This window comes from Pseudomonas sp. NBRC 111119, assembly GCF_001320125.1.
Lineage (GTDB): Bacteria > Pseudomonadota > Gammaproteobacteria > Pseudomonadales > Pseudomonadaceae > Aquipseudomonas > Aquipseudomonas parafulva.
The window spans coordinates 25,422-52,159 of record NZ_BCAV01000034.1 but is presented as its reverse complement, the minus strand read 5'-3'; the positions used below and the strand labels follow the sequence as shown (position 1 = coordinate 52,159).

Sequence of the window (26,738 nt, the reverse complement as noted above, 5' to 3'; positions counted from 1 at the left end):
CACTGTTTTGACAGCACCGCGACAAACTGCCCTCTAGACTGGTTATCAACAGCTGGAGGGTGGGTGGCCATGTGGCGGTACGGGTTGGGCTTGTGCGTTGCGTTGCTGGTGGCGGGGTGCGAAAGCACCCACGATCAGATGGTCGGGCGCGGCTACCCCCCCGCCTATGCCGACGGCTTTCAGGATGGGTGCAGCAGTGGTCGGCAGGCCGCCGGTGTGATGGTGGGCGACTTTCGCAAGAACGTGCCGCGCTACCTGCATGAGCCGCAGTATGAAACCGGCTGGGACGATGGTTTCCGCCAGTGCAAGGCCACGCAGGACAGCGCCGAGCAGCAGCAATACCACCAGCGCTTCTGGGACCAGCGCGACCGCGACTGGCAGCAGGAAAAGGACCGCGGCGCAGCCCGGGCCTGGCGCCCCGACTGAGTCGCTACTGGGCATTCGTTGAAACCCTCAGCCTGCCATGATGGTCCTCTGCACAAGGAGGCCACCATGAGCCGAGCATTCGTCAACGAAGACCAAGCCGCCGCCCAGGCCGATCAACCGGTAGAGCGGCATGTGAGTGAACAACCCAACTATGTAACCGCCAGTGGCCTGCGCCAGTTGCAGGCCCGCGTGGCCAGCCTCAACACCTTGCGCAGTGAGCTGGCGGCGCAGGGTGAGCGCGGAGACAAGCAGCGGTTGGCCGACACGGAGCGTGACCTGCGTTACTTCACCCTGCGCGTGCAGAGCGCCCAGGTGATGCCCCCTGCCCAGTCATCCAGCAAGGTCGCCATCGGCAGCCGCGTCACGTTTGCTGATGAGGATGGGCTGGAGCAGACAGTGCAGTTGGTGGGGGAAGACCAGGCCGACGCCGGGCGCGGGCTGATCAACTGGGGCTCGCCCCTGGGGCGGGCGCTGCTCGGTGCTGAGCCTGGGGACGAGGTGGCCTGGCACCGACCGGCGGGTGACCGGGTGATCGAGGTTGTGCGGATCGACGGTGAAGCAGACTAGGGCCGCGACGCGGCCCTGATAGCGGGCGGGTCAGACTACGCCTTGGGCCAGCATCGCATCCGCCACTTTCACGAAGCCTGCGATATTTGCACCCTTGACGTAGTTGACGCGGCCGCCGGCCTCTTCGCCGTAATGCACGCACGCATGGTGAATCGACTGCATGATGCCGTGCAGCTTGTTGTCCACTTCACCGGCCGTCCACAGAAGGCGCATGGCGTTCTGTGACATTTCCAGGCCCGACACGGCCACGCCGCCGGCGTTGGAGGCCTTGCCAGGGGCATACAGAATGCCTGCCTCCAGGAAGATATCCACAGCCGCAAGCGTGGTAGGCATGTTGGCGCCTTCGGCTACACAGATGCAGCCATTGCCCAGCAGCGCCTTGGCATCGTCCACGTCCAGCTCGTTCTGGGTGGCGCAGGGCAACGCGATATCGCACACCAGGCTCCACGGGGTTTGGCCCTTGCGGAATTCCAGGCCAAACTGCGCGGCCAATTCGCTGATGCGCCCACGCTTGACGTTTTTCAGCTCCATCAGCGCATCCCACTGGGCATCGGTGAGGCCCGCTTCGGCGTACAGCGTGCCTTCGGAGTCAGACAGCGAAATAACCTTGCCGCCCAAGTCCATGACCTTGCGCGCCGCGTATTGGGCAACGTTGCCTGAGCCCGAAATGGCCACACGACGGCCATCAATGCGCTGGTTCTGGCGTTTGAGCATTTCTTCGGCGAAATACACGCAGCCGTAGCCAGTTGCCTCCGGGCGGATCAGGCTGCCGCCATAGGTCATGCCCTTGCCGGTGAGCACCGACGTGAAGTGGTTGGCCAGGCGTTTGTACTGGCCGAACATAAAGCCAATCTCGCGGGCACCCACACCAATATCGCCAGCCGGCACATCGCAATCAGCGCCGATGTGGCGATACAGCTCACTCATGAACGCCTGGCAGAAGCGCATCACTTCAGCGTCGCTCTTGCCCTTGGGGTCGAAGTCCGAACCACCCTTGCCACCGCCCATGGGCAGGGAGGTCAGGGAGTTCTTGAATACCTGCTCGAACGCCAGAAACTTCAGCACGCTGAGGTTCACCGACCGGTGGAAGCGCAGGCCGCCCTTGTACGGGCCGATGGCGCTGCTCATCTGGATGCGGTAGCCGCGGTTGACCTGCACCTTGCCTTGGTCATCCACCCAGGAAACCCGGAACAACACCGCGCGCTCAGGCTCCACCATGCGCTCGAGAATGCCCGCCTGCAGGTAATGGGGGTTGGCTTCAAGAAACGGCCAGAGGGTGCGCAGCACCTCTTCCACGGCCTGGTGGAATTCCGGTTGGCCGGGGTCACGCTGCTGCAGGCGTGCGAGGAAATCGTCGACGGATTCGATCATGGTAGACATCTCACCAAGAGGATTGGACTTATTGGTTTTCTCTGGAATGTACCAAGAAGCAATCGCCCTGCAACAGGGCGCGATGTCGTTTTAATGAAATTATTTGGTGCGTTTTATATAAATGTATACAAAATAAAACGCTATTTGCCGATTACAGGCACAAAAATGGGGCCTTGAAGGCCCCATCGTTGTGCAGCTGAAAGCGGCTTACTGGGCCAGCTTCTTGTGGCGCACACGGTGAGGCTGGGCAGCAGCATCACCCAGGCGCTTCTTGCGGTCGGCTTCGTACTCGGTGTAGTTGCCTTCGAAGAACACCACGTTGGAATCGTCTTCGTAAGCCAGGATGTGCGTGGCTACACGGTCCAGGAACCAACGGTCGTGGGAAATCACGATGGCGGCGCCAGGGAAGTCCAGCAAGGCTTCTTCCAGCGAACGCAGGGTTTCAACGTCGAGGTCGTTGGACGGTTCGTCGAGCAGCAGCACGTTGCCGCCCTCTTTCAGGGTGAGGGCCAGGTGCAGGCGCCCACGCTCACCACCGGACAGGTCCTTGACGAACTTCTGCTGGTCACCGCCCTTGAAGTTGAAGCGGCCAACATAGGTACGCGACGGGATCTCGTAGTTGCCGATGCGGATCTGGTCGGAGCCGTCGGAAATCTGCTGGAACACCGTTTTGCCACCGTCCAGGTCTTCGCGGCTCTGGTCCACGCAGGCCAGCTGCACGGTTTCGCCAATCTCGATGCTGCCCGAGTCCGGTTGTTCCTTGCCCATCAGCATGCGGAACAGGGTCGACTTACCGGCACCGTTACCGCCGATCACGCCCACAATGGCGCCCTTGGGCATGGCAAACGACAGGTTGTCGATGAGTACGCGGTCACCATAGCCCTTGGTGACGTTCTTGAACTCGATGACCTTGTCACCCAGACGCGGGCCAGCCGGGATGTAGATCTCGTTGGTTTCGCTGCGTTTCTGGAATTCCTGCGACTGCATTTCTTCGAACCGCTGCAGGCGCGCCTTGGACTTGGACTGGCGGGCCTTGGCGCCTTTGCGCACCCATTCCAGTTCTTCCTTCATGGCCTTCTCGTGGGCGCTCTGCTGCTTGGACTCTTGCGCCAGGCGATCGGACTTGGCTTCCAGCCAGCCAGAGTAGTTGCCTTCGTACGGGATACCCGCACCACGGTCCAGTTCCAGGATCCAGCCGGCAACGTTGTCGAGGAAGTACCGGTCGTGGGTAATGGCTACCACGGTGCCCGGGAAGTCGTGCAGGAAGCGCTCCAGCCAGGCGACGGAATCGGCGTCCAGGTGGTTGGTCGGTTCGTCCAGCAGCAGCATGTCGGGGGCCGACAGCAGCAGGCGGCACAGGGCTACACGGCGCTTTTCACCGCCGGACAGGTGTTCGATGCGCGCATCCCAGGCCGGCAGGCGCAGGGCGTCGGCCGCCACGTCCAGCTGGCGCTCCAGGTTATGGCCGTCGGCAGCCTGCAGGATGGCTTCGAGCTTGGCCTGTTCGGCGGCCAGCTTGTCGAAGTCGGCATCGGGCTCGGCGTAGGCCGCGTAGACCTCGTCCAGGCGGGCCTGTGCGTCCTTGATTACGCTGACCGCTTCTTCCACTACTTCGCGCACCGACTTGGTGGGGTCCAGTTGCGGCTCCTGCGGCAGGTAGCCCACGTTGATGTCGGGCATCGGGCGGGCTTCGCCGTCGAACTCCTTGTCGACACCCGCCATGATGCGCAGCAGTGTCGATTTACCCGCGCCGTTCAGGCCGAGTACACCGATCTTGGCGCCCGGGAAGAACGACAGGGAAATGTTCTTGAGAATTTCCCGCTTCGGCGGCACGACCTTGCTCAGCCGATGCATGGTGTAGACGTATTGAGCCAAAACCAAGCCCTCTCATTCAGATAAGTAAGGACATCGACGAGCGCCCCGGCGATGGCCAGGGGAGTCACGGTCGGGTGTCGTTGAACAAAGTGGACCATTCTACGCCAACGCGCCGCGTTGCATAGGCGTGGCTAATGGTCGAGAAAAGGGGCGCTGGCCTGCAGATGTTGCGGCCAGCGCGGGGTCAGACGTGGCGCTGCCTGGCCTTGCCGCGTGGCAAGCGGCAACGCTCACCTTGCTCGGCAAGGCGCGAAGCCCAGGCCGACTTGACGCTGAAACCACCGCTGCGCGCTGGCTGTACAGAGGCCACAGGTGCCGACGTGGCGGAAGGCGTGGCGACCGGCTTGGCGCCTGGCTTGGCCACAGCTACAGGTGCCGGTTGCGCAGCTGCCCTGGCGCTGGTACGCAACTCGGCCAGCGATGGCGCCTTGGCCTTGGTAGCGGCGGCGGGTTTTACCAGCGAGCGCTGGCAAGTCTTGCAGGATACGTCCTCGGTCACGGCAGTGCTGACAAGGGTCTGACTGCTGCGCCCACAGGCGGAATCGAGGCCATTGGTGGAAAAGTGAGTAACCAAAACCGAACATCTCCGATGCGTTGTCATGTGAAGCGGGCGGCATTCTCGCACAGGTTGCAGGGGCTTGCCGAACCAGGGCCCACGGCACACGGTGAACAGCGCTGGCACTTTGCCACAATGCTAGGCATGCTAGCCGGTTTCGAGTGTCCGGCTTATAGTGCGCCACCGCGGTATGGCAGCCAGGCACCGGCAGCCGCCGCGCATGACCCTACCTGCCATCGCCAGCCCAATCGCAGGATCGACGCTTGACCAATCACACGCTACCGCCTTCATCGCGTTCCGCGCCCCAGGCGCCCGCTACCAGCATGCGCGGGTCGATCAAGGGTGCGTTGGCGTTGCTGGCCTTGCTGCTGCTGGGCCTGTTGCTGTGGCAGCTGTTCGCCCAGTTCAACAACACCCAGGCCGAGCTGCGCAAGAAGAGCCTGGATGCCACCACGGAACTGGCCGACCACCTGAGCCTGAACATGGCGTTCAAGGCGCAGCAGGCCATCAATGTGATGCAGCCCTACGTCAAAGCGCCGGCCCCGGCTGCGGTCAGTGCGCTGGTCGGCGTGCTGCGCGAACGGATCCCCGCATTGCAGAGCGTGGCGTGGCTGGACAACGCGGGCCGTTCGCGTGTCGACAGCCTGCCGGGTGCGGGCGACCGCGCCTTGATCGACGAATTGCTCAAGCTCAACCAAGGCCGCCCCTACTTTTTCACCAACGCCGCCGACAACCGCACGCTCTACCTGCTGCTGCGCCAGGCGCCCGAGCAGGACCGCGGCTACTGGCTGCTGCGCCTGTCACCTGGCTACTACAGCACCCTTACCGACCGCCTGAACGGCGCCAGCCACCCGCAATGGCTGCTGGAAAACAGCCGCAGCGGCGATGTACTGCAACGCCATCTGTCCTCACACAGCAGCCAGGCGCCGTTGCAGAGCGTGATGCTGGCGTTCATCGACAACAGCACCTGGCAGTTGCGCGGGCAATTCGACGCGCATCTGGCGCGGCAGAAGCTGCTGCCCGCGCTGATCGGCAAGTGCGTGCTGGTGCTGATCTGCGCCCTGCTGCCGCTGCTGGCCCTGATCAACATGCGCCGCCGCCAGCGCGCATTGCAGGAAGACCGCCGGCGCTACCAGGAAATTTTCGAAGGCACTGGCGTAGCGCTGTGCGTGCTGGACCTGTCCAGCCTGCCCGGGCAACTGGACCGGTACCACGTGCGTAACCGCGCAGCGCTCAAGCAAAGCCTGGCCCTGGAGCCAAACCTGCGCCGCGCACTGCTGCAGCAACTGAAGATCACCGAGGTCAACCAGGTGGCCCGCCAGTTGCTGAACATCGACAGCCATGAAGGGGCCTGGCAGCGCCTGTTCGACGAAAGCGGCAATGGCCGCGACAGCGTCGGCATGCAACTGATCGATGCCTTGATCGAGCAGCGCGCCTTGCTGGAGCTGGAAGTGCGCCTGCCCTCCCCACTCGGTGGCGAGTTGCACCTGTGGCTGATGGCACGCCTGCCGCAGCAGCGCCGGGACTACCAGGCCGTGATCCTGAGCATCAGCGACATCACCAGCCGCAAGAAGGTGGAACTGTCACTGCTGGAGCGCGAAAGCTTCTGGTCGGACGTGGTCCGCACCGTGCCAGACCAGCTGTACGTGCAGGATGTGCACAGCCAGCGGATGATCTTCAGCAACCGTCACCTGGGCCAGACACTGGGTTACGATCGCACCGAGCTGGCCCAGATGGGCGACCGCTTCTGGGAGCTGCTGCTGCACCCTGAAGATGCCGAACACTACAAGGCCTTGCGCCAGCAACAACGTGATACCGGGCACGACCAGCCACTGCACTGCCAGTTGCGCTTCCGCCACCGCGATGGCAACTGGCGCTGCTATGACATCCGTGAGCAGGTGCTGGCCCGCGACGCAGACGGCCAGGTGACACGCATCATCGGGGTTGGCAAGGATGTGACCGTGCAGATCGAAGCCAGCCAGTCGCTGCGCGACAGCGAGCAACGCTACCGCATGCTGGCCGAGAGCATCAGCGATGTGATCTTCTCCACGGACAGCCAGCTCAAGCTGGACTATGTGAGCCCTTCGGTGCAAAGCGTGCTGGGCTACCAGACCGACTGGATTTTCGCCAACGGCTGGCAGTCGATCATCGCCAACCCGGCCCAGCTCACCGGCATTTACGGCCTGATGGAGCGCGTCAGCAAGGCCATGGACGACCCGGCCCAACTGGCCGAGTTGCGCAACCATCTGCCGATGCAACTGTTCCTGTTCGACTGCCTGCGCGCCGACGGCCGCAAGATCCCGATCGAACTGCGCCTGGTGCTGGTGTGGGACGACGACCAGCGCTTTGAAGGGGTGCTGGGTGTGGGCCGCGACATCAGCCAGCAACGCCGCGCCGAAAAAGACCTGCGCATGGCCGCCACGGTATTCGAGCACTCCACGTCGGCGATCCTGATCACCGACCCGGCTGGCTACATCGTGCAGGCCAACGAAGCGTTCAGCCGCGTCAGCGGCTATGCGGTCAGCGAGGTGCTGGACCAACTGCCGGGCATGCTGGTGATGAACGAGCAGCAGCAGGCGCACCTGGGCTACATCCTCAAGCAGCTGAACCAGCGCGGCAGCTGGGAAGGCGAAGTGTGGCTCAAGCGCCGCGATGGCGATCACTACCCGGCCTGGGTGGGTATCACCGCCGTGCTGGATGACGAAGGCGACCTGGCCAGCTACGTATGCTTCTTCACCGACATCAGCGAGCGCAAGGCCAGCGAACAGCGCATTCACCGCCTGGCCTACTACGACGCCCTCACCCACCTGCCCAACCGCACGCTGTTCCAGGACCGCCTGTACAACGCCCTGCAGCAAGCCGAGCGGCAGAAGGCGTGGGTGGTGCTGATGTTCCTCGACCTGGACCGCTTCAAGCCGATCAACGACTCCCTGGGCCACGCCGCCGGCGACCGCATGCTCAAGGACATGGCCCAGCGCCTGCTGGCCTGCGTGGACGACGACGATACCGTGGCGCGCATGGGTGGCGACGAGTTCACCTTGCTGCTGCAGCCACGGGCCACCCGCCAGCTGGCCCTGAACCGCGCCATCCATGTGGCGGAGAACATCCTTGGCAGCCTGGTGCGTCCGTTCGTGCTGGAAAACCGCGAGTTCTTCGTTACCGCCAGTATCGGCATCGCCCTCAGCCCGCAAGATGGCAGCGAGCTCAGCCAGCTGATGAAGAACGCCGACACAGCCATGTACCACGCCAAGGAGCGGGGCAAGAACAACTTCCAGTTCTACCAGGCCGAGATGAACGCCAGCGCCCTGGAGCGCCTGGAGCTGGAGAGCGACCTGCGCCACGCGCTGGAGCAGAACGAGTTCATTCTTTACTACCAGCCGCAGTTCAGCGGCGACGGCAAGCGCCTGACCGGCGCCGAGGCGCTGCTGCGCTGGCGGCACCCAACCCGAGGCCTGGTGCCGCCGGGCGACTTCATCCCGGTGATCGAGGAACTGGGCCTGGTGGTGGACGTGGGCGATTGGGTGCTGCGCGAAGCCAGCCGTCAGCTCAAGGCCTGGCACAAGGCCAAGGTGCGGGTGCCCAAGGTGTCGGTGAACATCTCGGCGCGGCAGTTCTCCGACGGCCAGCTGGGCACCCGCATCGCCAACATCCTGGATGAAACCGGCCTGCCACCGGCGTGCCTGGAGCTGGAGTTGACCGAGAGCATCCTGATGCGGGAGGTGACTGAGGCGCTGCAGATTCTCGCCGGCCTGAAAAACCTGGGGCTGAGCATTGCGGTGGATGACTTTGGTACCGGTTACTCGTCGCTCAACTACCTCAAGCAGTTCCCCATCGACGTGCTCAAGATCGACCGCACCTTCGTCGATGGCCTGCCAGCTGGCGAGCAGGATGCGCAGATCGCCAGGGCCATCATCGCCATGGCCCACAGCCTGAACCTGGCAGTGATCGCCGAAGGTGTCGAAACCCATGAGCAGCTGGAGTTTCTGCGTGAGCACGGTTGCGACGAAGTGCAGGGTTACCTGTTCGGGCGGCCCATGCCAGCCCACCAGTTCGAAGCCCAGTTCGCCAACGAAACGCTGTTCATGTTCGACTGACGTTTCCAGAGCGCGGCACGCGGTGCTCTACGCCTATTGAAACCGGACTTTCAGGTCAACTCTCGCCCACCTCCAGCCCACAAACGGCGCGGCCTGCAACATGAGGCCCTTTGGTCCGCGACTTGATGCCACTTCATATGCCAGCTGCGGAGCAATCGGTTAGAATGCCCCCCCAATTCACCCCGATCCTTGAGGACCGCCATGTTCAGCCGTGATTTGACCATTGCCAAGTACGACGCCGAGCTCTTCGAAGCCATGCAGCAAGAAGAACTGCGCCAGGAAGAGCATATCGAGCTGATCGCCTCGGAAAACTACACCAGCCCGGCTGTCATGGAAGCCCAGGGCTCGGTGCTGACCAACAAGTACGCCGAAGGCTACCCAGGCAAGCGCTACTACGGCGGTTGCGAGTACGTCGACGTGGTCGAGCAACTGGCCATCGACCGCGCCAAGCAGCTGTTCGGCGCCGACTACGCCAACGTTCAGCCACACGCAGGTTCCCAGGCCAACGCCGCGGTCTACCTGGCGCTGCTGTCGGCCGGTGACACCATTCTGGGCATGAGCCTGGCCCACGGCGGCCACCTCACCCATGGTGCTTCCGTGAGCTCCTCGGGCAAGCTGTACAACGCCATCCAGTACGGCATCGACGGCAACGGCCTGATCGACTACGACGAAGTCGAGCGCCTGGCGGTCGAGCACAAGCCGAAAATGATCGTTGCCGGCTTCTCGGCCTACTCGCAGGTGCTGGACTTCGCCCGCTTCCGTGCTATCGCCGACAAGGTCGGTGCCTACCTGTTCGTCGACATGGCCCACGTGGCCGGCCTGGTGGCTGCGGGTGTTTACCCGAACCCGGTGCCGTTCGCAGACGTGGTCACCACCACCACCCACAAAACCCTGCGCGGCCCGCGCGGCGGCCTGATCCTCGCGCGCAAGAACGAAGAGATCGAGAAGAAGCTCAACTCTGCCGTATTCCCGGGCGCCCAGGGTGGCCCGCTGGAGCACGTCATCGCCGCCAAGGCCATCTGCTTCAAGGAAGCCCTGCAGCCTGAGTTCAAGGCCTACCAGGAGCAAGTGGTGAAGAACGCCCAGGCCATGGCCAGCGTGTTCATCGAGCGCGGCTTCGACGTGGTGTCTGGCGGTACCAAGAACCACCTGTTCCTGCTGTCGCTGATCAAACAGGACATCTCGGGCAAGGATGCAGACGCCGCCCTGGGCAAAGCCTTCATCACCGTCAACAAGAACTCGGTACCGAACGACCCACGTTCTCCGTTCGTCACCTCGGGCCTGCGTTTCGGCACCCCGGCCGTTACCACCCGTGGTTTCAAGGAAGCCGAATGCCGTGAACTGGCCGGCTGGATCTGCGACATCCTGGCTGACCTGAACAACGAAGCGGTGATCGACGCCGTTCGCGAGAAGGTCAAGGCCATCTGCAAGAAGCTGCCGGTTTACGGCAACTGATCGCAGCGTTGAGTTGAAGAAGCCCGGTTTGATACCGGGCTTTTTTGTGCCTGCTGCTAGGCGGCCAAGTGGCGACGCAGAAACGGCCCGGTCACTGACTCCGCAGAGCGGATCATAGCGGCCGGTACACCCTCGAAGATAATGTTCCCACCTTGCTTGCCGGCGCCAGGGCCCATCTCGATCAACCAGTCTGCATGGGCGATCACGTCCAGATTGTGTTCAACCACGACCACGGTAGCCCCCCTCTGCGTCAGGTCGTCCAGAATCCCAAGCAGCTGGTCCACATCGGACATGTGCAAGCCGGAAGTCGGTTCGTCCAGGACGTACAAACTCCCTTCATCCACCAGCTTGCTGGCCAGTTTCACGCGCTGGCGCTCGCCGCCGGACAAGGTGCTCAACCGTTGCCCAAGACAGAGATAGCCAAGCCCTGCTCTTGAGAGCCTGCTTAATGGCTCGCTGATGTTTTCACAGCACTTGAAATGCTCCTTGGCGGTATCAACAGATAACGCGAGGACCTGGGAAATGTTGCAGCCCATCCAGGTGACTGAGCGCGCCGCCTGGTTGAACCCCGTAGCGCTGCACGCGTCGCAAGGCGTTTCGACGCTGTCCATGAAAGCCAGGTCGGTTTGCACGGTCCCAAGGCCCTTGCAGCCAGGGCAGGCACCTTGGCCGTTGCTACTGAACAGGCTGGCCGGCTGACCGCTGTCTTGCGCAAAACCCGCACGAATCTCGTCAAGTACGCCGATGTAGCTCGCAACTGACGAACGCCGCGTCCCCCCCAGGCTTTTCTGATCGACCAGGATAGCGTGTGGGCAATGGCGAGGGAGCAGGCAGTTGACCAGTGTGCTCTTGCCGGACCCGGCCACGCCGGTCACCACCGTCAGCACGCCAGTGGGAATGCAGACACTGACATCGTGCAGGTTGTGCAGGAACAGGCCTTGCAAGGTGATGGGCGGCGTCGCGGTACACCTCTCTCGCTCTGCGAGCGGGGCAACTGGCCGTCGCAGGTAGCGCCCTGTGAGCGTATCGGCCTGTCGCAAACCAGCCACATCCCCCTGATACACCAACTGCCCGCCGTCTTTCCCGGCGCGTGGTCCCATGTCCACGACATGGTCGGCAATGGCAATCACATCAGGGTCGTGCTCTACCACCAGCACCGTATTGCCCTTGTCGCGCAGGCTACGCAGCAAGCCATTGAGCTGGTCAACGTCACGCGGATGCAGCCCTACGCTGGGCTCGTCGAATATGTAGGCGATGTCGGTAAGGCTACTGCCAAGGTGGCGGACCATCTTCACGCGCTGTGACTCCCCACCCGACAGGCTGGTGGTCTCGCGGCCCAGGCTGAGGTAGCCCAACCCGATGGCGCGCATCTGCTCCAGTCGCTCGACAATGGCCGACAGCACCGTCATAACTGTTTCTTCTTGGATTGTGCGGATGAACGCCAGCAGATCAGAAACTTCCAGGGCGGAACAGTCCGCGATGGAGTTGCCGTTGATACGGCACGACAGGATGCCTGGGTTGAGCCGTGTCCCATCGCAAGCCGGGCACCGCTGGCGCGTGATGACCCGGGCAAGCCCTTTGCGCTCGGCCTGGGTCAGCCGCGCGGGCTCATGGTCCAGATAAGCACGTTTGAAACGTGGCACAACGCCCTGATACCGCGCGGACGACGGCCAGCCGGGTTCAGGGCTGGTTACGGCAAGGTCGTCGGCATACAGCAGCGTCCGCCACTCATCCTGGCTGTAATCGGCCAGCGGTTTGTCGCAGTCGAAAAGGCCTGAGTACACATAACGCTTCCAGCGGAAAGTGCCGCGAGCAAACGTCGGAAACTGAATTGCGCCTTGGTTGAGTGACTTGCTGCGGTCGAACAACAGGTCCAGATCCAGTTCGTCCACCCTTCCCAGCCCTTGGCAGGTCAGGCACATCCCGTGCGGATGGTTGAACGAGAACACATTGGAATAGCCCACAAAGGGGCGCCCGATGCGGGAAAAAAGCAGCCGCAGCAGTGGCTGTATATCGGTGGCTGTACCAACCGTCGAACGGGAGCTGCCGCCTAACGGCTTCTGATCAACCACGATCGACGCCGGCAAATTACGCAACGCATCGGCCTGCGGCTGCCCATAGTGCTGCAGCCGGTGGCGGACGAAAGCACTTTGGCTTTCATTGAACTGGCGCTGGGATTCTGCCGCAATCGTGTCGAATACCAACGAAGACTTGCCGGACCCGGATACGCCGGTGAATACCGTGATGCAGCGCTTGGGGACCTTCAGCGTGACGTCGTGCAGGTTGTTGTTACGCGCGCCGAAGATTTCAATGTCGAGACAGGGCGTGCGTACAGGGTTCATGTATTGCCTCCCTGGTCGGCATCATGGTTGGCCAGCGCAAAACTGACCTTGTCGCAGAGTTCAGTGAACATGGCCTGTTCACCGGGCGTGAGCACCGCTGCGGCAATGCGCGCCGCTTCACGTCTGCCCGTCGCAGCACGAACAAGGAAGTCGCGCCCCGCCAGTGTAAGCGCGGTGACCATCTCGCGCCGATCCCCATTGCCCTGAATCTGCTCCACCAGGCCAAGGTCTTTGAGTACGCGCAAGGATTTGGAAATGCCTGGTCGCCCCGCGCCAAGCTTGTCACCCAGCAGCGAGGGCGTCGCTGGGCCTTGCAAGCGCAGAAGCTCGAGGATGTCGTACTGTGGCCAGCTCACCGCCTCAGGCGTGTAGCGGGTGCGGCGCGCCACCAGGACGCATTGAAGATGCGACAGGGCGTTTTCCAGGGCACCGGGGGATTCGTCAGCATGCACGAGCGACATTAGGACCTCATCAAGTTTCCCAAAAGAAATTTTATTGAGAGATAAACGGCAGTAAAATGCCAAAATGATTTCCAAATGGCAATCGAATTTCGTAAAGCACTATAAAAGTCCCAATGGGTATTTCTGCAAACATCCAGTGCCAACGGCGATTAACAGCCAGCCCGTGGACTGAAATGCCGGAACAGCTTCCAAATAGGCCATTCATAGGGTTAGCCATAGCCTTGTGCACCGTTGAACACATTGGAGGCACCCCCTGATGACACACAAAGCCCGTTCCTTTATTGCAACCCTCCAAGTAAAGGGTTGCCCAGTGAATACTTTCGACAGCATGACCCGCGGTGAGGTGGTGCTGGAGAGCCCACTGACCAATCCTGCTCATGCCCTGGACGGCGCATCGGTGCTTGGCATGCTCAATTGCTCGGATGAGGACTGGCAGCACGGCCAGGACTTGGGGCTTATCACCTTCGACCGGGTGGCTGCGCCTGCCCCGTTGTTGCTGTACTTCCGCCATAGTGACGAGGGTTATCGCCTCTACGTTCGAAGTGGCCAGCATTTTGGCCATGGGGTTTTCGCCAAGACGGATGGGGTGGTGACGGTTGGACCCATTGGCCGACAGGATCCGTCAACCTGGACAGTGACCGAAGTACACACCGGTGCCCCGCTGGTTGTGAGTGCCACCGACACCGATGAACTCGATGTCTACCTGACGAACATCTCTGCCCCCTTGGGGCTTAACCACCTCTACCCGGTGGGCCATTACGCGGTTTGCCACGCAGGCGCGGGGCCATGTGCACTGACACTGTCGTTTGAGCAACGCGATGTCGACTGGCTCAAGGCAAATTGAGAGGCCAGCCTGTTGCTGCATGGCTCACTGGAACGGGTTGGCCTCGAGGCAATACGTCAGCAGATCCTGATCACTTTCAACCTGCAACTTGCGCATGGCCGACACTTTCTGGGCGCTGACCGTCTTGTTGCTACGCGACAGCTGACGCGCGATATCGCCCACCGTCATGCCCGCAACGAACAGACGCAGTACTTCCAGCTCTTTGGCAGAGAGCCGATGAAAGCGCGCTTGCACTTCGATGCTTGCGCGCACCACCGAGACCGGCGCCGGCATCAGGCTCACGTAGCGCTGCCGCTTTCTCAAGGCTTCCAGGGCTTTGTCGATTTCATCATGAAGCTGGTTTTTTTGTATCACCCCAGCCACCCCAAGTTCATGCAGCCGAGCCAGGATCAGGGTGCTGGAAACCATGGTCAGCACCAACACCTGGGTTAGCGGAAAGTGCCTCAGAATGTATTCGACGAGTTTGAAGCCGTCACCATAGACGGCATCGCCCGGCATGTTGAAATCGGTGATGAGAATGTGCGGGTGGTGGTGTTGCAGTTGGTCGATCAGCGCTGAAGAACTGACGGCCTCTGCGATGACGTTGTAGTGACCACTGCGTTGCACGACCTCGCGCACGCCCAGCAAAACGATGGGGTGGTCGTCGGCAATGACCACGTTTAGTTGCGGCATGTACAACACTCCTTGTCGGGCAGGATTCACCCAGAAAAATCGTCCAGCAGACACTGCGCAACTACGCCGAGACGCGTGCACAACGCGCGGATCTGTTCGGCCAGCAGGCCTTCCATGGGCGCCTCCTGAAGAGCATCTTCCAAGCGCTGGCAAACCTCATACAGGCCCTTGGCATGCACGCTCGCCAACGCGCCACTGAGGCTGTGCAACCGTTGCTGCACCAAGGCGGCATCGCCGTGGGCCAAGCCCTGCTCGATCTGCGCCACATCTGCCAGCAGCGTTTCTGCCAGCAGCTGACGCATGGGGGTCGAGAGCTCGATCCAGCCGGTACGGTCTTCATCCTCTTCTCGGACGGCAGCACCCTGACCGGCCGCACGCCGGCACTGGGAAATCAGCGCCTGGCGCAGCCCCCCGAGGCTCAAAGGCTTCACCAGCCAGGCATTCATGCCGGCGGCCAGGCAACGCTCACCCTCTTCACGCAGCGCATTGGCGGTGATGCCGATGATCGGGACCGACACGCCTTGTTCGCGCAGGGCGCGTGTGAACGCATAGCCATTGAGGCGGGGCATGTTGATGTCAGTGATCACCAGGTCGAAAGCCTGCGCGGACCACGCTTCAAGCGCCTGCTGGCCATCACTTACCACCGTGGGGCGAGCACCCAGCGCCGTCAGTTGCTCGGCCATGACGGCCTGGCTGACCGGGTTGTCCTCAGCTACCAGTACGCGCACGTCCAGGGAAGGCACCTGGGTATATGACGGCACAAACTGGGCCGGTGTCACGGTGCGGGAGCTTTCGACCACAGGCAGGCGAACGATCAGCGAGAGGCTGCTGCCCAGCCCCAGCTCGCTCACCACACGCATGCTCCCCCCCATCAGCTCGCTCAGCCTTGAGCAGATGGAAAGCCCCAGTCCTGCACCACCGCCCTCTTCACCGGCACTAACCTGGTAGAACGGCTTGAACAAGTGTTCAATCGCCTTCTCGGGAATACCTTTCCCGGTATCGGTGACCTGCCATTGCACCAGCACACTGTCATCGGCACGTTCCTGGACCGTAAGACGCAGGCGTACACGCCCGCAATCGGTGAACTTGATGGCGTTGCCCAGCAAGTTGTTCAGCACCTGGCGTATCCGCCCGGCGTCCCCCTCCACGAGGGCGGGCATGGCCGGGTCGATTTCCGAGTCGATCTGCAAACCTTTGTTATGGGCCGTGGCCGTGAAACTGGCCACTGCATCCTCGACCAGCTGGTGGGGGTCAAACGGTATTCGCTCCAGCGCCATCTGCCCGGACTCGATCTTGCTGACATCCAGCACGTTGCTGATCAGCTGGAACAGCACCGCACATGAACTTTCGATGATTTCCAGGTAGTGGCGCTGACGCTCGCCCAGATCAGTCAGCGAGAGCAGTTCCAGGTTGCCCAGCACGCCGTACAAAGGCGTGCGTATTTCATGGCTCATGGTCGCCAGGAATACGGTTTTTGCTTCATTGGCGGCCGTGGCTTGCCGGCGCGCCTGATTCAATAATTGGTTTTCATCGACGTGCCGGGTGACATCATTACAGCCACAGAGAAAGACATCCTGGCCGTCGTAGCGCGAAGCAACCACCACCGCTTGCAGGTAATGCCCTTCCACCAGCAGACACATTTCGCCGGGAGCCTGATCGCCGTAATGTTGCGCCAATACCTGGGTCACGGCCGAGGCAATGCCCCACTGCACCGCGCGTTCATTTTCCAGCAGCAACTGCCGGTCATACCGGCGCACGACGCAGAGGCCGACCGGGGCGTTGTGCAGGATGATACGGTTGAACGCCTCGTTTTCGGCAAGCCGGTCCTGAGCACGCTGGGCAGGTACGACAATACGCGACTTGAACCAGTGGTCGATCCACAAGCCAAGGATGATCGCGGCAATGAAGGTGAGCCCAAGGCCCAGCAACGGCCACTTGGCATAACGCAGGAAGTTCTGGTACGTGATCGCATACAGGCCGGTCCAGGGCCTGCCCCCTGATGCCTTCATCTTGAAGCGCAGGCCATCGCCATTGAAACTGAGGCCCAAGGGAGCCGCGTCGTCCACGCCGAGTTCCCCCATCAGCACATCGCCTTCGGGTGAAATCAAGGTGAACTGGTTGTACACCGACAGGCGCAACACCCGCTCGAATTCATCGATCTGTTCCGTGTCCATCACTGCCGCCAAGGCCAGCGGCTGCTGGGGAGTGCCGGCGGGATGCAGGGTGTAGTCCGCGTCGAAACGAATCATGGCGACGATTCGCAGGTTGTCATCGTAGAGCGGCGCCGGGGACCGCAGCCAGTGCACGCGCTGGTCGGCGAGCAAGCCCGGGGTGGCCATCAGTTGCCCCAGGCGGTCCACCGCAGCCATGTAGTGCTGAGGCAACAAAGGCAGGTGCTGGCGCTGGTCACCTGCGTACGGAATGGCCAGGCTGGCCCTGCCGGGCGCCAGGACGAATACCTGCGGGGAGGCATAGAAGGAGCGTGCCCAGAAACCACCGTAATAATCGGTGAGCTCAAAACCCAGTGCCAGCGCGCGTCGCACATCTGCAGAGGTATAACCGCTACTGTAGGCAAGCGAGAACGCCAGCGACAGCTCTAGCCCCCGCGCCTTTAGCAGCGTACGCCCGGGAATGGGCAGCGACTCGACCACCGCAACCGGATGCGCCAGCTGGGCAAGAGAGAGTGCAGACTGGCGGTTGCTGGTGACTACGTTGCGCAGGAATACCTCGTGTTCATTGATGATTTCCACCACCCGGGCAAAATGCAGTTCCAGGCGCTGCTGCTCCGATTCCAACAGCCGCGAAACCGCCCAGTAACAGGTGCTGGACAACAGCATCAGCAACCCGCTGAGCAGCAGCAAGGTCTTGTTCAGGCGCTGGGAGCTTCGGGCAAGCTTGTCCATCCGAAGGCTGGCATGTTTCATGTTCAGGATCGTCGCATGATGGGGGGAGAGCAAAAGGCCGGTTCAGCCAATGAGCAGAAGGCTATGGGGCAAGGTCAGTGAACCACCACGGTTGCTTGCCGGGCATTGCCGTCATCGTCCAACCAAAAAAAGTGCACGTCAGCACCTGTTTCCACAGGCCGGTCACCCACAAGCACCTTGCTCGAAAAAGGTGCCAAGGTATCGGCCCCTAGCACAACGGACACCTGGCCTTGGCGCGCCTCTACGCTGGACAGACTGATGAAGTAGGGGGTGGGATTGGTCATCATCAACCCGCGGCGTTCGCTGCTGGCCTTCAGACGCCGGACGGCATCGCCAGCACTGCCTGCAAGCCCCTCCGGGCGCAGGATCACTTTCATCTGGGTGCGCAATGTAATGGTGAGCCGGGTTTCGCCTTCCGCAGGCAACTCACTGGGCCGGGGAGGGATTTCGTAGAGGTTGAGCCAGTACATCGACTCACGATCCGCCGGCAGTGCCTCACCGCTATACAGCAGGCGCAAGCTGCGTTGCTGCCCTGGCGCCAAGCGGAACAGTGGCGGTAGTGGCAAGACGGGTGCGACGGTATCGGGGCTTGACCCCAGCTCCCCGTCATCCACCCAGGCCTGCACCATGACCGGGTAGGTGTTCTGGTTGACCAACGCCAGTGACGCCTCACGCTGAGCACCTTGGAAAACCACCCGTGTTCGCTCGGCGGTAACGCCAGCCACGGCGTTCATCCCAGCCAGCATTGTCGCGATCATCAGCACAACGCGCACGCCACTACTGAACACGTATCACCACTTGCGCCGTCGCCTCCACACGCCCGCCGGTCACAGCGGGCTGCCTTGGACCCTGAAGTTTCTCGAGCCGGGCGTGAAAGATCTCACTGTACTGGGCAACGCCATCCAGGCTGCCTGCCAGGTTGGAACCTGCACCCACGACCGGGTACCAGCCACGCGAGTTCGAGGCCACCCCGCCGGCAGAATCCTCATTGGCCAACAGGTTGATGGGGGCCCCGGAGCGCAATATGCGGATGCCAACCCCCTCTGCAATCCCAGGCTGGCCATAACGGTCGGAAAGCAAGTACGACGCGCCACCCTCTGCGTTCATCAAACCAAGCGCAGCGGAAGCAGCCAGTGAACCCGGCGAAACCTTTATACCCAGGGCGGTTGCATTGACGGCCGTTGAGTATTCTGCATTTTGCTGGCACTTGAAGGCCACTTCGAAAGGCACCTCGCGGCTGGCACCGGCATTGAGCTCATCCGTTGAAATGGGCGCGAAGGTCACATGGGAGGTGACACTGGTCACGGCGCAGGTGGGGTAGCGCTTGAGCGTTACCCTGTTGTACAGGCCCAGTGAACCCGGCCAGTTTCTGAACCAGCCGCCATAGTTACCAAAGTGGGGCTCGCCTACTCTCGGGAAACCGATGCCCGGCCCCTTGATGGCGATATAAGCAGCTGGCTGTGCATACCGGTATTGTTGCGAAGCCTCAGTGGGACTGTAGAGGCTGAACCTGCGATCAAATGGCGCACTGAACAACTCCGCGCGCACCGCGCTCAGGTTCTTGGCCTTGAGCAGTTGGTAGCCTCTGGAATCCCGATCCAGGCCGCTCAACCGCCGCTCATTCCAGACAGAGGTAATGTACTGCCCGGTATCAAGATGGGTAAGGCGAAGCAGCACATTTGGCCATGCGGTGCTGTAGGCATGTTGCAGGCCAATGGCGTTTCCAACACTGTCCCCGCCCCGGTACCAACCACTGTAGAGGTTGTTGCCATTGGTCGAGAACATTTCATACACCTCATCTTGCGGCTCACAGCGAAACAGGACGTGTTCCGGGTCGAAACCGGCCACTGAGCCATACTGGGTGAATGGCACCACAGCGCTCGCCAGTAGTGTCGGGTAAGGCTGAAAGCTGGGGTCGCTGACGTTGATCACGCTTGGAAGGCCAAGCGACCCGTTGCAGGTACCGCATGCTCCCAGCCAGGAACTGGCAATACCCTCGCCCGGGCGAATCTGCCAGTTCGCCGTAGTGTCGGGCCGGCCTACCGAAGTCACCTTGTAGCAAGTGGCCAAGGCAACCGGCGAAACCATCATGGCACACACTGTCAAAAACCTGATCGCCCGCTTCATGACTGCTCCTTGGTAGGCATACACACCCCGTCAAGCAAGACCAGGCCGTGGCCAGTGCGAGCGGCTTGAAGCGTCAGGTCATAGGGGAGCCAGCAGCCATCCTCGACGCGATCGCCCCAGCGCACATGTAGCTTGCCCTTGTCCGCTTCGGCACGTGCATACACCTGCCCGCCCTGCCCAACCAAACCAATCGCGGTGCCGTTTTCATCGACAACATCGGCCCCCAATGGCAACGAGGCTCCATCGGCCATGCTGGCGCGGACCAGCAATGCATGCCCGGCCAGGGTTTTGAACACCACACGCACGGCTGCGCCTGCGTAAGGCGCTACCTTGCGCTCCGTTTCCACCAACTCGGCCAGGTCGCTGATGCCCTCCGGGTCCAGGCCCACCGCGTTGTAGCGATAAGGTGAAAGCGAGGGCACCAGTGCGTGACCCGTGCGATCGACGCGAGCGCCTTGGCCACCCCGTATGGCTGCACCTGCTGCCCCCTTGGCCTGAACCAGGGCAAAGGTATCGCCAACATAAGGGCCAAGAGTAAGCCCGTCACGGTGCAGCACTGCCGCACCGCGCACGCCTGCATTGAGCTGCCGGTAGTCTGTGCCCTGCGAATAGCCCCCACTGAACGTGGCGAGGGATGTCTGCCTCTGCAAGTTGGCGTTCCAGTCCGTCCCTCGCCCACTGCTGTCACGACCGGCTGCGATGGCGTAACTGGTGCTGCTCCCGTCACCCAAGGTGCCGTTGAGTCCCGTCTGGATAGCGCTGCCGCGCGTGTCGCCCGAGCGACGGCTAAGCGTGGAGCTCAGGCTGGGTGCGCGCCCTGAAGAACCTAACGGCATCGATAGGCTGAGGGTCAGCGTGTCATTCCGATTTCTGGAGCGTGCGAGCCAAGGCTCCTGCACCAGCAGCCGATCGTTACCCGTCTCCCGGAACCACATCGTGCGCTGTCGCGAGTAGGTCAGGCTGTAGCTGAGCTGCCTCCAGGTGTTGGAATAGCCAAATTGCAGTTGCACGTCCCTGCTTTTGCCGTCGTAGTAGTCACTCCTGGAGCCAGTCAAAAACAGGCTGCCATGGTCACCCAGGCTCTGGTTGAGCATAAGGGTGAGTTGATTGCGTTGCTTGAAGGTGCTTGAGTCCCAGGGTTCTTCATCCTTGCCAGTACGACGCGCACCAAGGGCATCGGCCAGGTCCCGATAGCCTTGCGTCGAATAACGGTAACCGGCCAAGGTCACCGTAGTATCAGTGGCCTGAAACGTACGGCTGTAGTTCAAACCCAGCCGCCAGCCCTGTCTACGCTGGTTGTTCTCCACTGTTGCGCTGGAGAACGTGGTGTTGAGCCCAAAGGCACCATAGGGCGTTGCCACCACACCACCCCCCAGCGCTGCCAGATAACCTTCGGCCACACGCCCCCCAAGGTTCGCGGACAATGCGTTGCTCAGGCCGTGCTGGTAAGTAAGCTCGGCAAAAGTGCCGTGGCCGCGGTAACTCTGACGCACATCGCCTAGCGTTGCGCTGTAGCGCGAATGCCCAGGGCGTATCGAGTCGGGTACCGCAGCATAGGGCACGGTGAATTGTGTGATGCTGCCGTCCGCTTCGATCACCTGGACATCAAGGTCCCCGTTATAGGCGGTGCCATACAGGTCATCGATTACGAACGGCCCAGGGGCAACCGTAGTTTCGTGAATCTTCCGACCGTCCTGGCTGATCACCACCCGTGCACTGCTGCTCGCGGTACCCCGTACTTGTGGCGCATATTGGCGCTGCGAGTCGGGCAGCATGCGGTCGTCGGACGCCAGCCGCGCACCACGGTAACCAATGCTGCCAAACAGGTTGCCCTGGGTGTAGCTGTCGCCCAGGGTCAACTCGCTACGCCACTGGGGCAGGGCGCGTTGAACATATGTGCGGACGCTGTTCCAGTTGCTCAGGCGGTTACCGCCGAAATTCGAATAGCTGTAGTTGGATTGATGGCGCAAGCGCCAAAGACCAATGTTGATTCCGGTGTTCAAGCCCAGGTACCCGTAACTTGAGTCACCGTCATCACCCAGTGCATAGCGGGAGCGATACAGGTTGGCGTCATAATTGGCAAAGGCCATGCTGTTGCCCGGTTCCCATTCCTCGGGGCTGATGTAGCCACGCGGTTTGAGATCCAGCAATGCCTGGGGAATGGTCAAGTCCAGCCGCAGTAGCGCACTGTCAAACTTGAAGGACGCACTGGGCAGGCGTTGGCTGAGGGCCGGGCAGTCATCCTGCTTATCGGTCTCATTTTCAGGTTCGCCACGAACCCCCAGGCCGTCGCGCAGGTACCGTTCGTTGAAACACGGTTCTATATCTGCGCTGCGGCTGCGAAACGCCACGTCGAGTCGGTTGACATAGCGGCCATTGAGATACAGATCGACCAGGTAGGTGCCTGGGTCGACCTGGCTGCGGTTATTGAACCGCTCAAGGCTGCCACCTGCCAGGCCTGACCCCAGCAACAGGCTATCGTCAAACCGATAGGTAGCCTCGCCACCGACGACAAACTCGTTGGCAAGCAACATGACAGCGCCAAGCACGGCGGGCGCATGCTGGCACCTAACGCGACAGTTCATGGAAGATCCCTACCTGGGCGCCGTAGTCGTTGATCAGTTGTGCGCGCAGTTGCACTACCCCATCCGACAGCAGCCCAGGATCAGGTAGCGCCCACTCAGCCTTTCCGAACGGCTCGACCATGGCCGGCTGCAGAGGTAGGCGATGGTCGCCCACCTCCAACACCGCAGAACCGAAAGAGGCGTAGAAACCCGTGGGGTTATGCACCCGTACCTGCCAACTGGTCCCGACCTGAGCCAGGCTGAACTGCAGCTTTTCAGGCAACTGGCCCGAGTTTCCCGCAACACTTTCCGGGCGATAGAACATTTTCAGGCGGTTACGCAGCATCAGCAGCATCTGATCGCGATCGGCATGCGCGGTATTGCGGGGCGGAATTTGCAGGATGTTGAGGTAAAACAAGGATTCGCGATCTTGTGGCAGCCCGGCGCCGGTGTAGATGATGCGCAGCGTCTGGCCACTGCCAGACGCCAGCCGCGAGACCGCCGGGTTTACCAGAAACGGTGCATCTGCCGTTTCAGGTGTCGAAACAGGATCGTCAATGTCGACCCAGGCCTGAACCACGTTGCTGAAGTGATCCTGGTTGGTTATCCGTACTGTCTTCTCCCGAGCCTGACCTGGATAGATGACACGTGTACCGTTGACTACCACGCTTCCACTGGCCGGCACCGTCCAGGCACCCGCCATCACCAACGCCAGTACAAGGGGCACCGCTCTGTGCAGGCGCACACCGCACATCAGTACACGACAAGAGATGGGCATTGGGCATCGAGTACTCCAGCGCCTGGCGACCCGCCACATACCCTTGAGGCGAGCATTAATCATTCGTAGCGCACGGTGTAGGTCACGGAGCTGAGGACAGGCCCGACCGTAACGGTCGGTTCTTCGGCCACGTAGCGAACGGCGTAGTCGGCACTGGCGGCGGTCTGACCGGAGGGCAGGCTGATAGTGCCGGCTGTAACAACTGCGTTTCCTGCCAGGTTCAACCGCGTACCACCCGGCCTGTCCAGTATTTGCAAAGCTACACCTCTGGCACCGCCGGTGGCGGTATTGACCAGGTTGCCCGCTGCGGTAGTCGGGTTGATGGCCTGAAAGATCACTGCAAATGTCTGATCATTCTCCGCCGGGGCCACGCACCCGGTGAGCCGCAGGCTGAACGTTGTCTCGCCTGCAACGCTGCCAGCATTCCCGTTGAGAGCCCCCACCGGAACGCTGTTGAGCAGTACCGTGGGTTCGGCAACGCCATTGACCACCGCCGAACAGGTTTGCGACGTAATCTCGCCATTAAAGTTTATAGTGCTGGCCGCAGACGCAATATTGGGTGTAATCGCGAGTGCAGCAATCGCCCACATGGCGTTGCGAACATTCATTCAAAACTTCCTGTGCTTGTTTGGAGACAAGCACACAGAATGAATACCCCTCACCTTGCTGGCTTTAAGACGCGTCTTAAAAACTACGGCTGCGTATCAATAACACCGCCACCCTTCCAGAGGCGCTACTGCTTGACCAGAGACCAACTCGAAACCCACCAGACCCTGATCTACTTCGCCGCCGTGCTGGCGGCCACCGTGTTTGGCTTGCTGTCCAGCACCGCCGCGCGCCATCTGGAAGCACTGGCCACCCCCGCTATTGCCGTACTGATGTACGCCATGTTCCTGCAGATTCCGTTTCTGAGCCTGCGCGAGGGCCTGAGTAATCGCCGCTTCATGGCTGCCTTGCTGCTGGCCAATTTCATTCTGGTGCCGTTGCTGGTCGCGGCCATTACCCGTGGCCTGGTGCACTACCCAGCACTGCTGGTGGGCGCATTGCTGGTACTGCTGACGCCCTGTATCGACTACGTGGTGATGTTCACCCACCTGGGCAAGGGCGATGCATGGTTGACCCTGGCGGCCACGCCCATACTGCTGTTGCTGCAACTGGTGCTGCTGCCGGTTTACCTGGCGGTATTGCTGGGGGACAGCGCACAGGTAGACCTGGCGATCAGGCCGTTTCTGCAGGCATTTCTGTTACTGATCGTGCTGCCGCTGGGGCTGGCGGTGCTGACCATCACAAGTGTCAAACGGTCCACTGCGGTGGCTGCCTGGAACGACGCCTGGGCCTGGATGCCAGTACCGGCAATGGCGCTGGTGCTGTTCGTGGTGATCGCACCGCAGATCAGCGTGGTGCTGAGGGACGTGGGCCAGTTGCTACCCGTGGTACCGGTGTACCTAGCCTTTGCAGTGCTGGCACCGCTGATCGGCTGGGCGACCGCACGGCTGATGCGGCTTCCGGTGCCCCAGCAACGCTCGATGATGTTCAGTGCATCCACCCGTAATTCACTGGTAGTGCTGCCATTGGCACTGGCGTTGCCAGAGCCGTTACGCACCCTGGCAGCGGCGGCGGTGATTACGCAAACACTGGTGGAGCTGGTGTGCGAGCTGATCTACGTGCGGGCGATCCCGAGGCTCACCCGCACGTAAAGGGCTCAGCTGACCACGTGCAGGTAGTGCAGGTGGCGCTCGTACTGGTCAAGGATATCGCCGATCACATCCTCACGGCTCCAGCCCATGACGTCGTAGTCCTGGCCACCTTCACGCAGGTACACCTCGGCGCGGAAGTACTTGCGTGCATCGTTGTTGTCGTCCGACTCGCGGATGACAAAACTGGGGGTATTGAACGCGCGCGGGCGAACTTCGTATTTGAAGCGGCCTTCACCCGCATGGGACAACTCCAAGGTGACACGGCCGTCGTCGCGCTCATCTACCGTGACGTCGTAACCCTGCTTGCGCAGTTCCTGGGCCACTTCCTCACAGGCGGGTTTCACCACATCGTTGATGAAGCGGGTCACGTGAGCCCGGCGCGGCATCATGGCAATGTTGCGCAGGCGCCGCTGCCAGCCGCCGTGATTCTGCCGGTGCTGGCGCTGGCCTGGCAGGGCCTGGGTGCGCAGGCCGCGCCGGGTGGCATCCAGGCCAAGCGCCTTGAACAGCCCCCACATCGCCACCAGCAGAATGACCGCAAACGGCAAGGCGCTGGCGATAGTGGCCGCCTGCAGCGCTTTGAGGCCGTTGGCCAGCAACAGGGCGATGGCTACGGCGCCCATGGTGACCGACCAGAACACCCGTTGCCACAGGGGCGAATGGCCTTTGCCCGACGAAGCGAGCATGTCGACCACCAGTGCCCCGGAGTCGGCAGAGGTCACGAAGAACACCACCACCATCAGCACCGCCAGCATCGACACGGCCGTTGACCACGGGAAGTGCTCAAGGAATGCGAAGAGCGCCAGCGAACTGTCCTGGTCGACGACCGTCGCCAGGTCCTTGATGCCGCCGTGCAGGATCATGTGAATGGCGGTATCGCCGAACACGGTCATCCACAGCAGGGTGAAGCCGGCCGGTACGAACAACACGCCGCAGACGAACTCGCGAATGGTGCGGCCGCGGGAAATACGCGCGATGAACAGCCCGACGAAGGGCGACCAGGACAGCCACCAGCCCCAGTACAGCAACGTCCAGCCACCGATCCAGTCGGTGGGTTCGTAGGCGAACAGGTTGAAGGTTTTATTGACGATGTCGGACAGGTACGCGCCCGTGTTCTGTACGTAGGCCTGCAACAGGAACACGGTCGGGCCCACAATCAGCACGAACAGCATCAGGATCACCGCCAGGCCCAGGTTGAGCTCGGAGAGGATACGGATGCCTTTATCCAGCCCACTGGCCACCGACAGGGTGGCAAGGGTACAGGTGACAGCAATCAGAATGACCTGAATGGTGGTGCTGATGGGCAAACCAAACAGCTGGTGCAGGCCGCTGTTGATCTGCAGCACGCCGTAGCCTAGCGAAGTGGCGACGCCAAACACCGTGCCCAGAATGGCAAAAATGTCCACCGCATGCCCGATGGGGCCGTAGATACGCTCGCCAATCAACGGGTACAGCGCCGAACGCAGAGTCAGCGGCAGCCCATTGCGGAAGCTGAAGTAGGCCAGGATCAGCGCCACGATGGCGTAGATGGCCCAGGCATGCAAGCCCCAGTGGAAGAACGTGATGTTCATCGCTTCGCGCGCTGCCGCGATGGTGTTGGGCTCACCCACCGGCGGGTTGATGAAGTGCATCACCGGCTCTGCAACGCCGAAGAACATCAGGCCGATGCCCATGCCTGCGGAGAACAGCATGGCGAACCAGCTTTTGTTGGGGTAATCCGGCTCGCTGTGGTCCGGGCCCAGCTTGATGTCGCCGTAACGGCTGACCGCCAGGAAGACCACGCTGATGAGTACCAGCGCCACGGTGAGGATGTAGAACCAGCTGGCGTTGGTGATGATCCATTGCTGGACGTGTTCGAACACGTGCTGGGCGTGTTCCTGGAAAACAGTGGCATACAGCACCAGCAACAATACGAGTATGGCACTGGTGAAGAAGACGGGCGGGTTGATGGTGCTCCTGCGTTTTTGCTCTGCAGTCATAGGCAG

The 26,738-nt window shown here is 61.6% G+C and carries 19 protein-coding genes; 6 read left to right on the top strand and 13 right to left on the bottom strand.

All coding sequences use genetic code 11. The features are described 5' to 3' along the window. Positions 1-69 precede the first annotated feature (69 nt). On the top strand, positions 70-426 hold the full coding sequence (locus APH25_RS14600; protein ID WP_060482413.1) for a hypothetical protein: 357 nt from the start codon (positions 70-72) through the stop codon (positions 424-426). A gap of 66 nt (positions 427-492) precedes the next feature. Continuing rightward, positions 493-993 (top strand): GreA/GreB family elongation factor, encoded by a 501-nt coding sequence (locus APH25_RS14595; RefSeq protein ID WP_028631732.1) that lies wholly within the window; start codon positions 493-495, stop codon positions 991-993. A gap of 30 nt (positions 994-1,023) precedes the next feature. On the opposite strand, the gene gdhA is transcribed toward APH25_RS14595, so the two are convergent. From gdhA to APH25_RS24995, 3 genes are all read right to left on the bottom strand, one after another. Then, positions 1,024-2,364, bottom strand: a complete 1,341-nt coding sequence (gene gdhA / locus APH25_RS14590) for an NADP-specific glutamate dehydrogenase (protein ID WP_028631733.1) — start codon at positions 2,362-2,364, stop codon at positions 1,024-1,026. Between the two features lie 207 nt (positions 2,365-2,571). Continuing rightward, positions 2,572-4,239, bottom strand: a complete 1,668-nt coding sequence (gene ettA, locus APH25_RS14585) for an energy-dependent translational throttle protein EttA (RefSeq protein ID WP_060482421.1) — start codon at positions 4,237-4,239, stop codon at positions 2,572-2,574. 184 nt (positions 4,240-4,423) lie between these two features. Then, the gene (locus APH25_RS24995) at positions 4,424-4,813 is read right to left on the bottom strand and encodes a hypothetical protein (RefSeq protein WP_082428313.1); all 390 of its coding nucleotides are present in this window, start codon (positions 4,811-4,813) and stop codon (positions 4,424-4,426) included. A gap of 305 nt (positions 4,814-5,118) precedes the next feature. On the opposite strand from APH25_RS24995, the gene APH25_RS14575 reads away from it, so the two are divergent. Together APH25_RS14575 and glyA are read left to right on the top strand one after the other, a co-directional pair. Further along, the gene (locus APH25_RS14575) at positions 5,119-8,889 is read left to right on the top strand and encodes a bifunctional diguanylate cyclase/phosphodiesterase (RefSeq protein ID WP_156333172.1); all 3,771 of its coding nucleotides are present in this window, start codon (positions 5,119-5,121) and stop codon (positions 8,887-8,889) included. Between the two features lie 201 nt (positions 8,890-9,090). Further along, the gene (gene glyA / locus APH25_RS14570; RefSeq protein WP_028631737.1) at positions 9,091-10,344 is read left to right on the top strand and encodes a serine hydroxymethyltransferase; all 1,254 of its coding nucleotides are present in this window, start codon (positions 9,091-9,093) and stop codon (positions 10,342-10,344) included. A gap of 56 nt (positions 10,345-10,400) precedes the next feature. On the opposite strand, the gene APH25_RS14565 is transcribed toward glyA, so the two are convergent. Next, positions 10,401-12,686: an excinuclease ABC subunit UvrA gene (locus APH25_RS14565; protein ID WP_060482410.1), complete on the bottom strand. Its 2,286-nt coding sequence runs from the start codon at positions 12,684-12,686 to the stop codon at positions 10,401-10,403. Continuing rightward, the gene (locus APH25_RS14560) at positions 12,683-13,222 is read right to left on the bottom strand and encodes a MarR family winged helix-turn-helix transcriptional regulator (RefSeq protein WP_218186309.1); all 540 of its coding nucleotides are present in this window, start codon (positions 13,220-13,222) and stop codon (positions 12,683-12,685) included. The genes APH25_RS14565 and APH25_RS14560 overlap by 4 nt, the downstream gene beginning before the upstream one ends. 235 nt (positions 13,223-13,457) lie before the next feature. On the opposite strand from APH25_RS14560, the gene APH25_RS14555 reads away from it, so the two are divergent. Beyond that, positions 13,458-13,991, top strand: a complete 534-nt coding sequence (locus tag APH25_RS14555) for a hypothetical protein (protein ID WP_060482408.1) — start codon at positions 13,458-13,460, stop codon at positions 13,989-13,991. Between the two features lie 24 nt (positions 13,992-14,015). Here the strand turns inward: APH25_RS14555 and APH25_RS14550 are convergent, their stop codons facing one another. The 7 genes from APH25_RS14550 to APH25_RS14520 all read right to left on the bottom strand — a co-directional run bounded on the left by APH25_RS14550 (position 14,016) and on the right by APH25_RS14520 (position 23,664). Beyond that, entirely contained in the window at positions 14,016-14,663 is a 648-nt protein-coding gene (locus APH25_RS14550) for a response regulator (RefSeq protein ID WP_060482407.1), read from the bottom strand. 26 nt (positions 14,664-14,689) lie between these two features. Beyond that, positions 14,690-17,587, bottom strand: coding sequence for an ATP-binding protein (locus APH25_RS14545; protein WP_060482406.1), 2,898 nt, complete (start codon positions 17,585-17,587; stop codon positions 14,690-14,692). 74 nt (positions 17,588-17,661) lie between these two features. Then, the gene (locus tag APH25_RS14540) at positions 17,662-18,345 is read right to left on the bottom strand and encodes a molecular chaperone (protein ID WP_060482420.1); all 684 of its coding nucleotides are present in this window, start codon (positions 18,343-18,345) and stop codon (positions 17,662-17,664) included. Between the two features lie 19 nt (positions 18,346-18,364). Next, positions 18,365-19,714: a fimbrial protein gene (locus APH25_RS14535; RefSeq protein ID WP_060482405.1), complete on the bottom strand. Its 1,350-nt coding sequence runs from the start codon at positions 19,712-19,714 to the stop codon at positions 18,365-18,367. Continuing rightward, positions 19,711-22,299 (bottom strand): fimbria/pilus outer membrane usher protein, encoded by a 2,589-nt coding sequence (locus APH25_RS14530; RefSeq protein WP_060482404.1) that lies wholly within the window; start codon positions 22,297-22,299, stop codon positions 19,711-19,713. The genes APH25_RS14535 and APH25_RS14530 overlap by 4 nt, the downstream gene beginning before the upstream one ends. Continuing rightward, complete coding sequence (locus APH25_RS14525; RefSeq protein WP_371262510.1) at positions 22,283-23,056, bottom strand: molecular chaperone; 774 nt, start codon at positions 23,054-23,056, stop codon at positions 22,283-22,285. Before APH25_RS14525 ends, APH25_RS14530 begins: the two co-directional genes overlap by 17 nt. 59 nt (positions 23,057-23,115) lie before the next feature. Continuing rightward, positions 23,116-23,664, bottom strand: coding sequence for a fimbrial protein (locus tag APH25_RS14520; RefSeq protein WP_082428311.1), 549 nt, complete (start codon positions 23,662-23,664; stop codon positions 23,116-23,118). 132 nt (positions 23,665-23,796) lie between these two features. Here APH25_RS14520 and APH25_RS14515 point away from each other — a divergent pair, with 132 nt between their 5' ends. Continuing rightward, on the top strand, positions 23,797-24,753 hold the full coding sequence (locus tag APH25_RS14515; protein WP_060482403.1) for an arsenic resistance protein: 957 nt from the start codon (positions 23,797-23,799) through the stop codon (positions 24,751-24,753). A gap of 5 nt (positions 24,754-24,758) precedes the next feature. Here APH25_RS14515 and APH25_RS14510 read toward each other — a convergent pair whose 3' ends face one another. Further along, the gene (locus APH25_RS14510) at positions 24,759-26,732 is read right to left on the bottom strand and encodes a choline BCCT transporter BetT (protein ID WP_060482402.1); all 1,974 of its coding nucleotides are present in this window, start codon (positions 26,730-26,732) and stop codon (positions 24,759-24,761) included. Positions 26,733-26,738 lie beyond the last annotated feature (6 nt).

Coding starts and splice junctions, on each gene's coding strand:
- APH25_RS14600 (WP_060482413.1), top strand. CDS start 70: ATGTGGCGGTACGGGTTGGGCTTGTGCGTTGCGTTGCTGGTGGCGGGG.
- APH25_RS14595 (WP_028631732.1), top strand. CDS start 493: ATGAGCCGAGCATTCGTCAACGAAGACCAAGCCGCCGCCCAGGCCGAT.
- gdhA (WP_028631733.1), bottom strand. CDS start 2,364: ATGATCGAATCCGTCGACGATTTCCTCGCACGCCTGCAGCAGCGTGAC.
- APH25_RS14575 (WP_156333172.1), top strand. CDS start 5,119: ATGCGCGGGTCGATCAAGGGTGCGTTGGCGTTGCTGGCCTTGCTGCTG.
- glyA (WP_028631737.1), top strand. CDS start 9,091: ATGTTCAGCCGTGATTTGACCATTGCCAAGTACGACGCCGAGCTCTTC.
- APH25_RS14565 (WP_060482410.1), bottom strand. CDS start 12,686: ATGAACCCTGTACGCACGCCCTGTCTCGACATTGAAATCTTCGGCGCG.
- APH25_RS14550 (WP_060482407.1), bottom strand. CDS start 14,663: ATGCCGCAACTAAACGTGGTCATTGCCGACGACCACCCCATCGTTTTG.
- APH25_RS14545 (WP_060482406.1), bottom strand. CDS start 17,587: ATGAAACATGCCAGCCTTCGGATGGACAAGCTTGCCCGAAGCTCCCAG.
- APH25_RS14540 (WP_060482420.1), bottom strand. CDS start 18,345: ATGATCGCGACAATGCTGGCTGGGATGAACGCCGTGGCTGGCGTTACC.
- APH25_RS14535 (WP_060482405.1), bottom strand. CDS start 19,714: ATGAAGCGGGCGATCAGGTTTTTGACAGTGTGTGCCATGATGGTTTCG.
- APH25_RS14530 (WP_060482404.1), bottom strand. CDS start 22,299: ATGAACTGTCGCGTTAGGTGCCAGCATGCGCCCGCCGTGCTTGGCGCT.
- APH25_RS14525 (WP_371262510.1), bottom strand. CDS start 23,056: ATGCCCATCTCTTGTCGTGTACTGATGTGCGGTGTGCGCCTGCACAGA.
- APH25_RS14520 (WP_082428311.1), bottom strand. CDS start 23,664: ATGAATGTTCGCAACGCCATGTGGGCGATTGCTGCACTCGCGATTACA.
- APH25_RS14510 (WP_060482402.1), bottom strand. CDS start 26,732: ATGACTGCAGAGCAAAAACGCAGGAGCACCATCAACCCGCCCGTCTTC.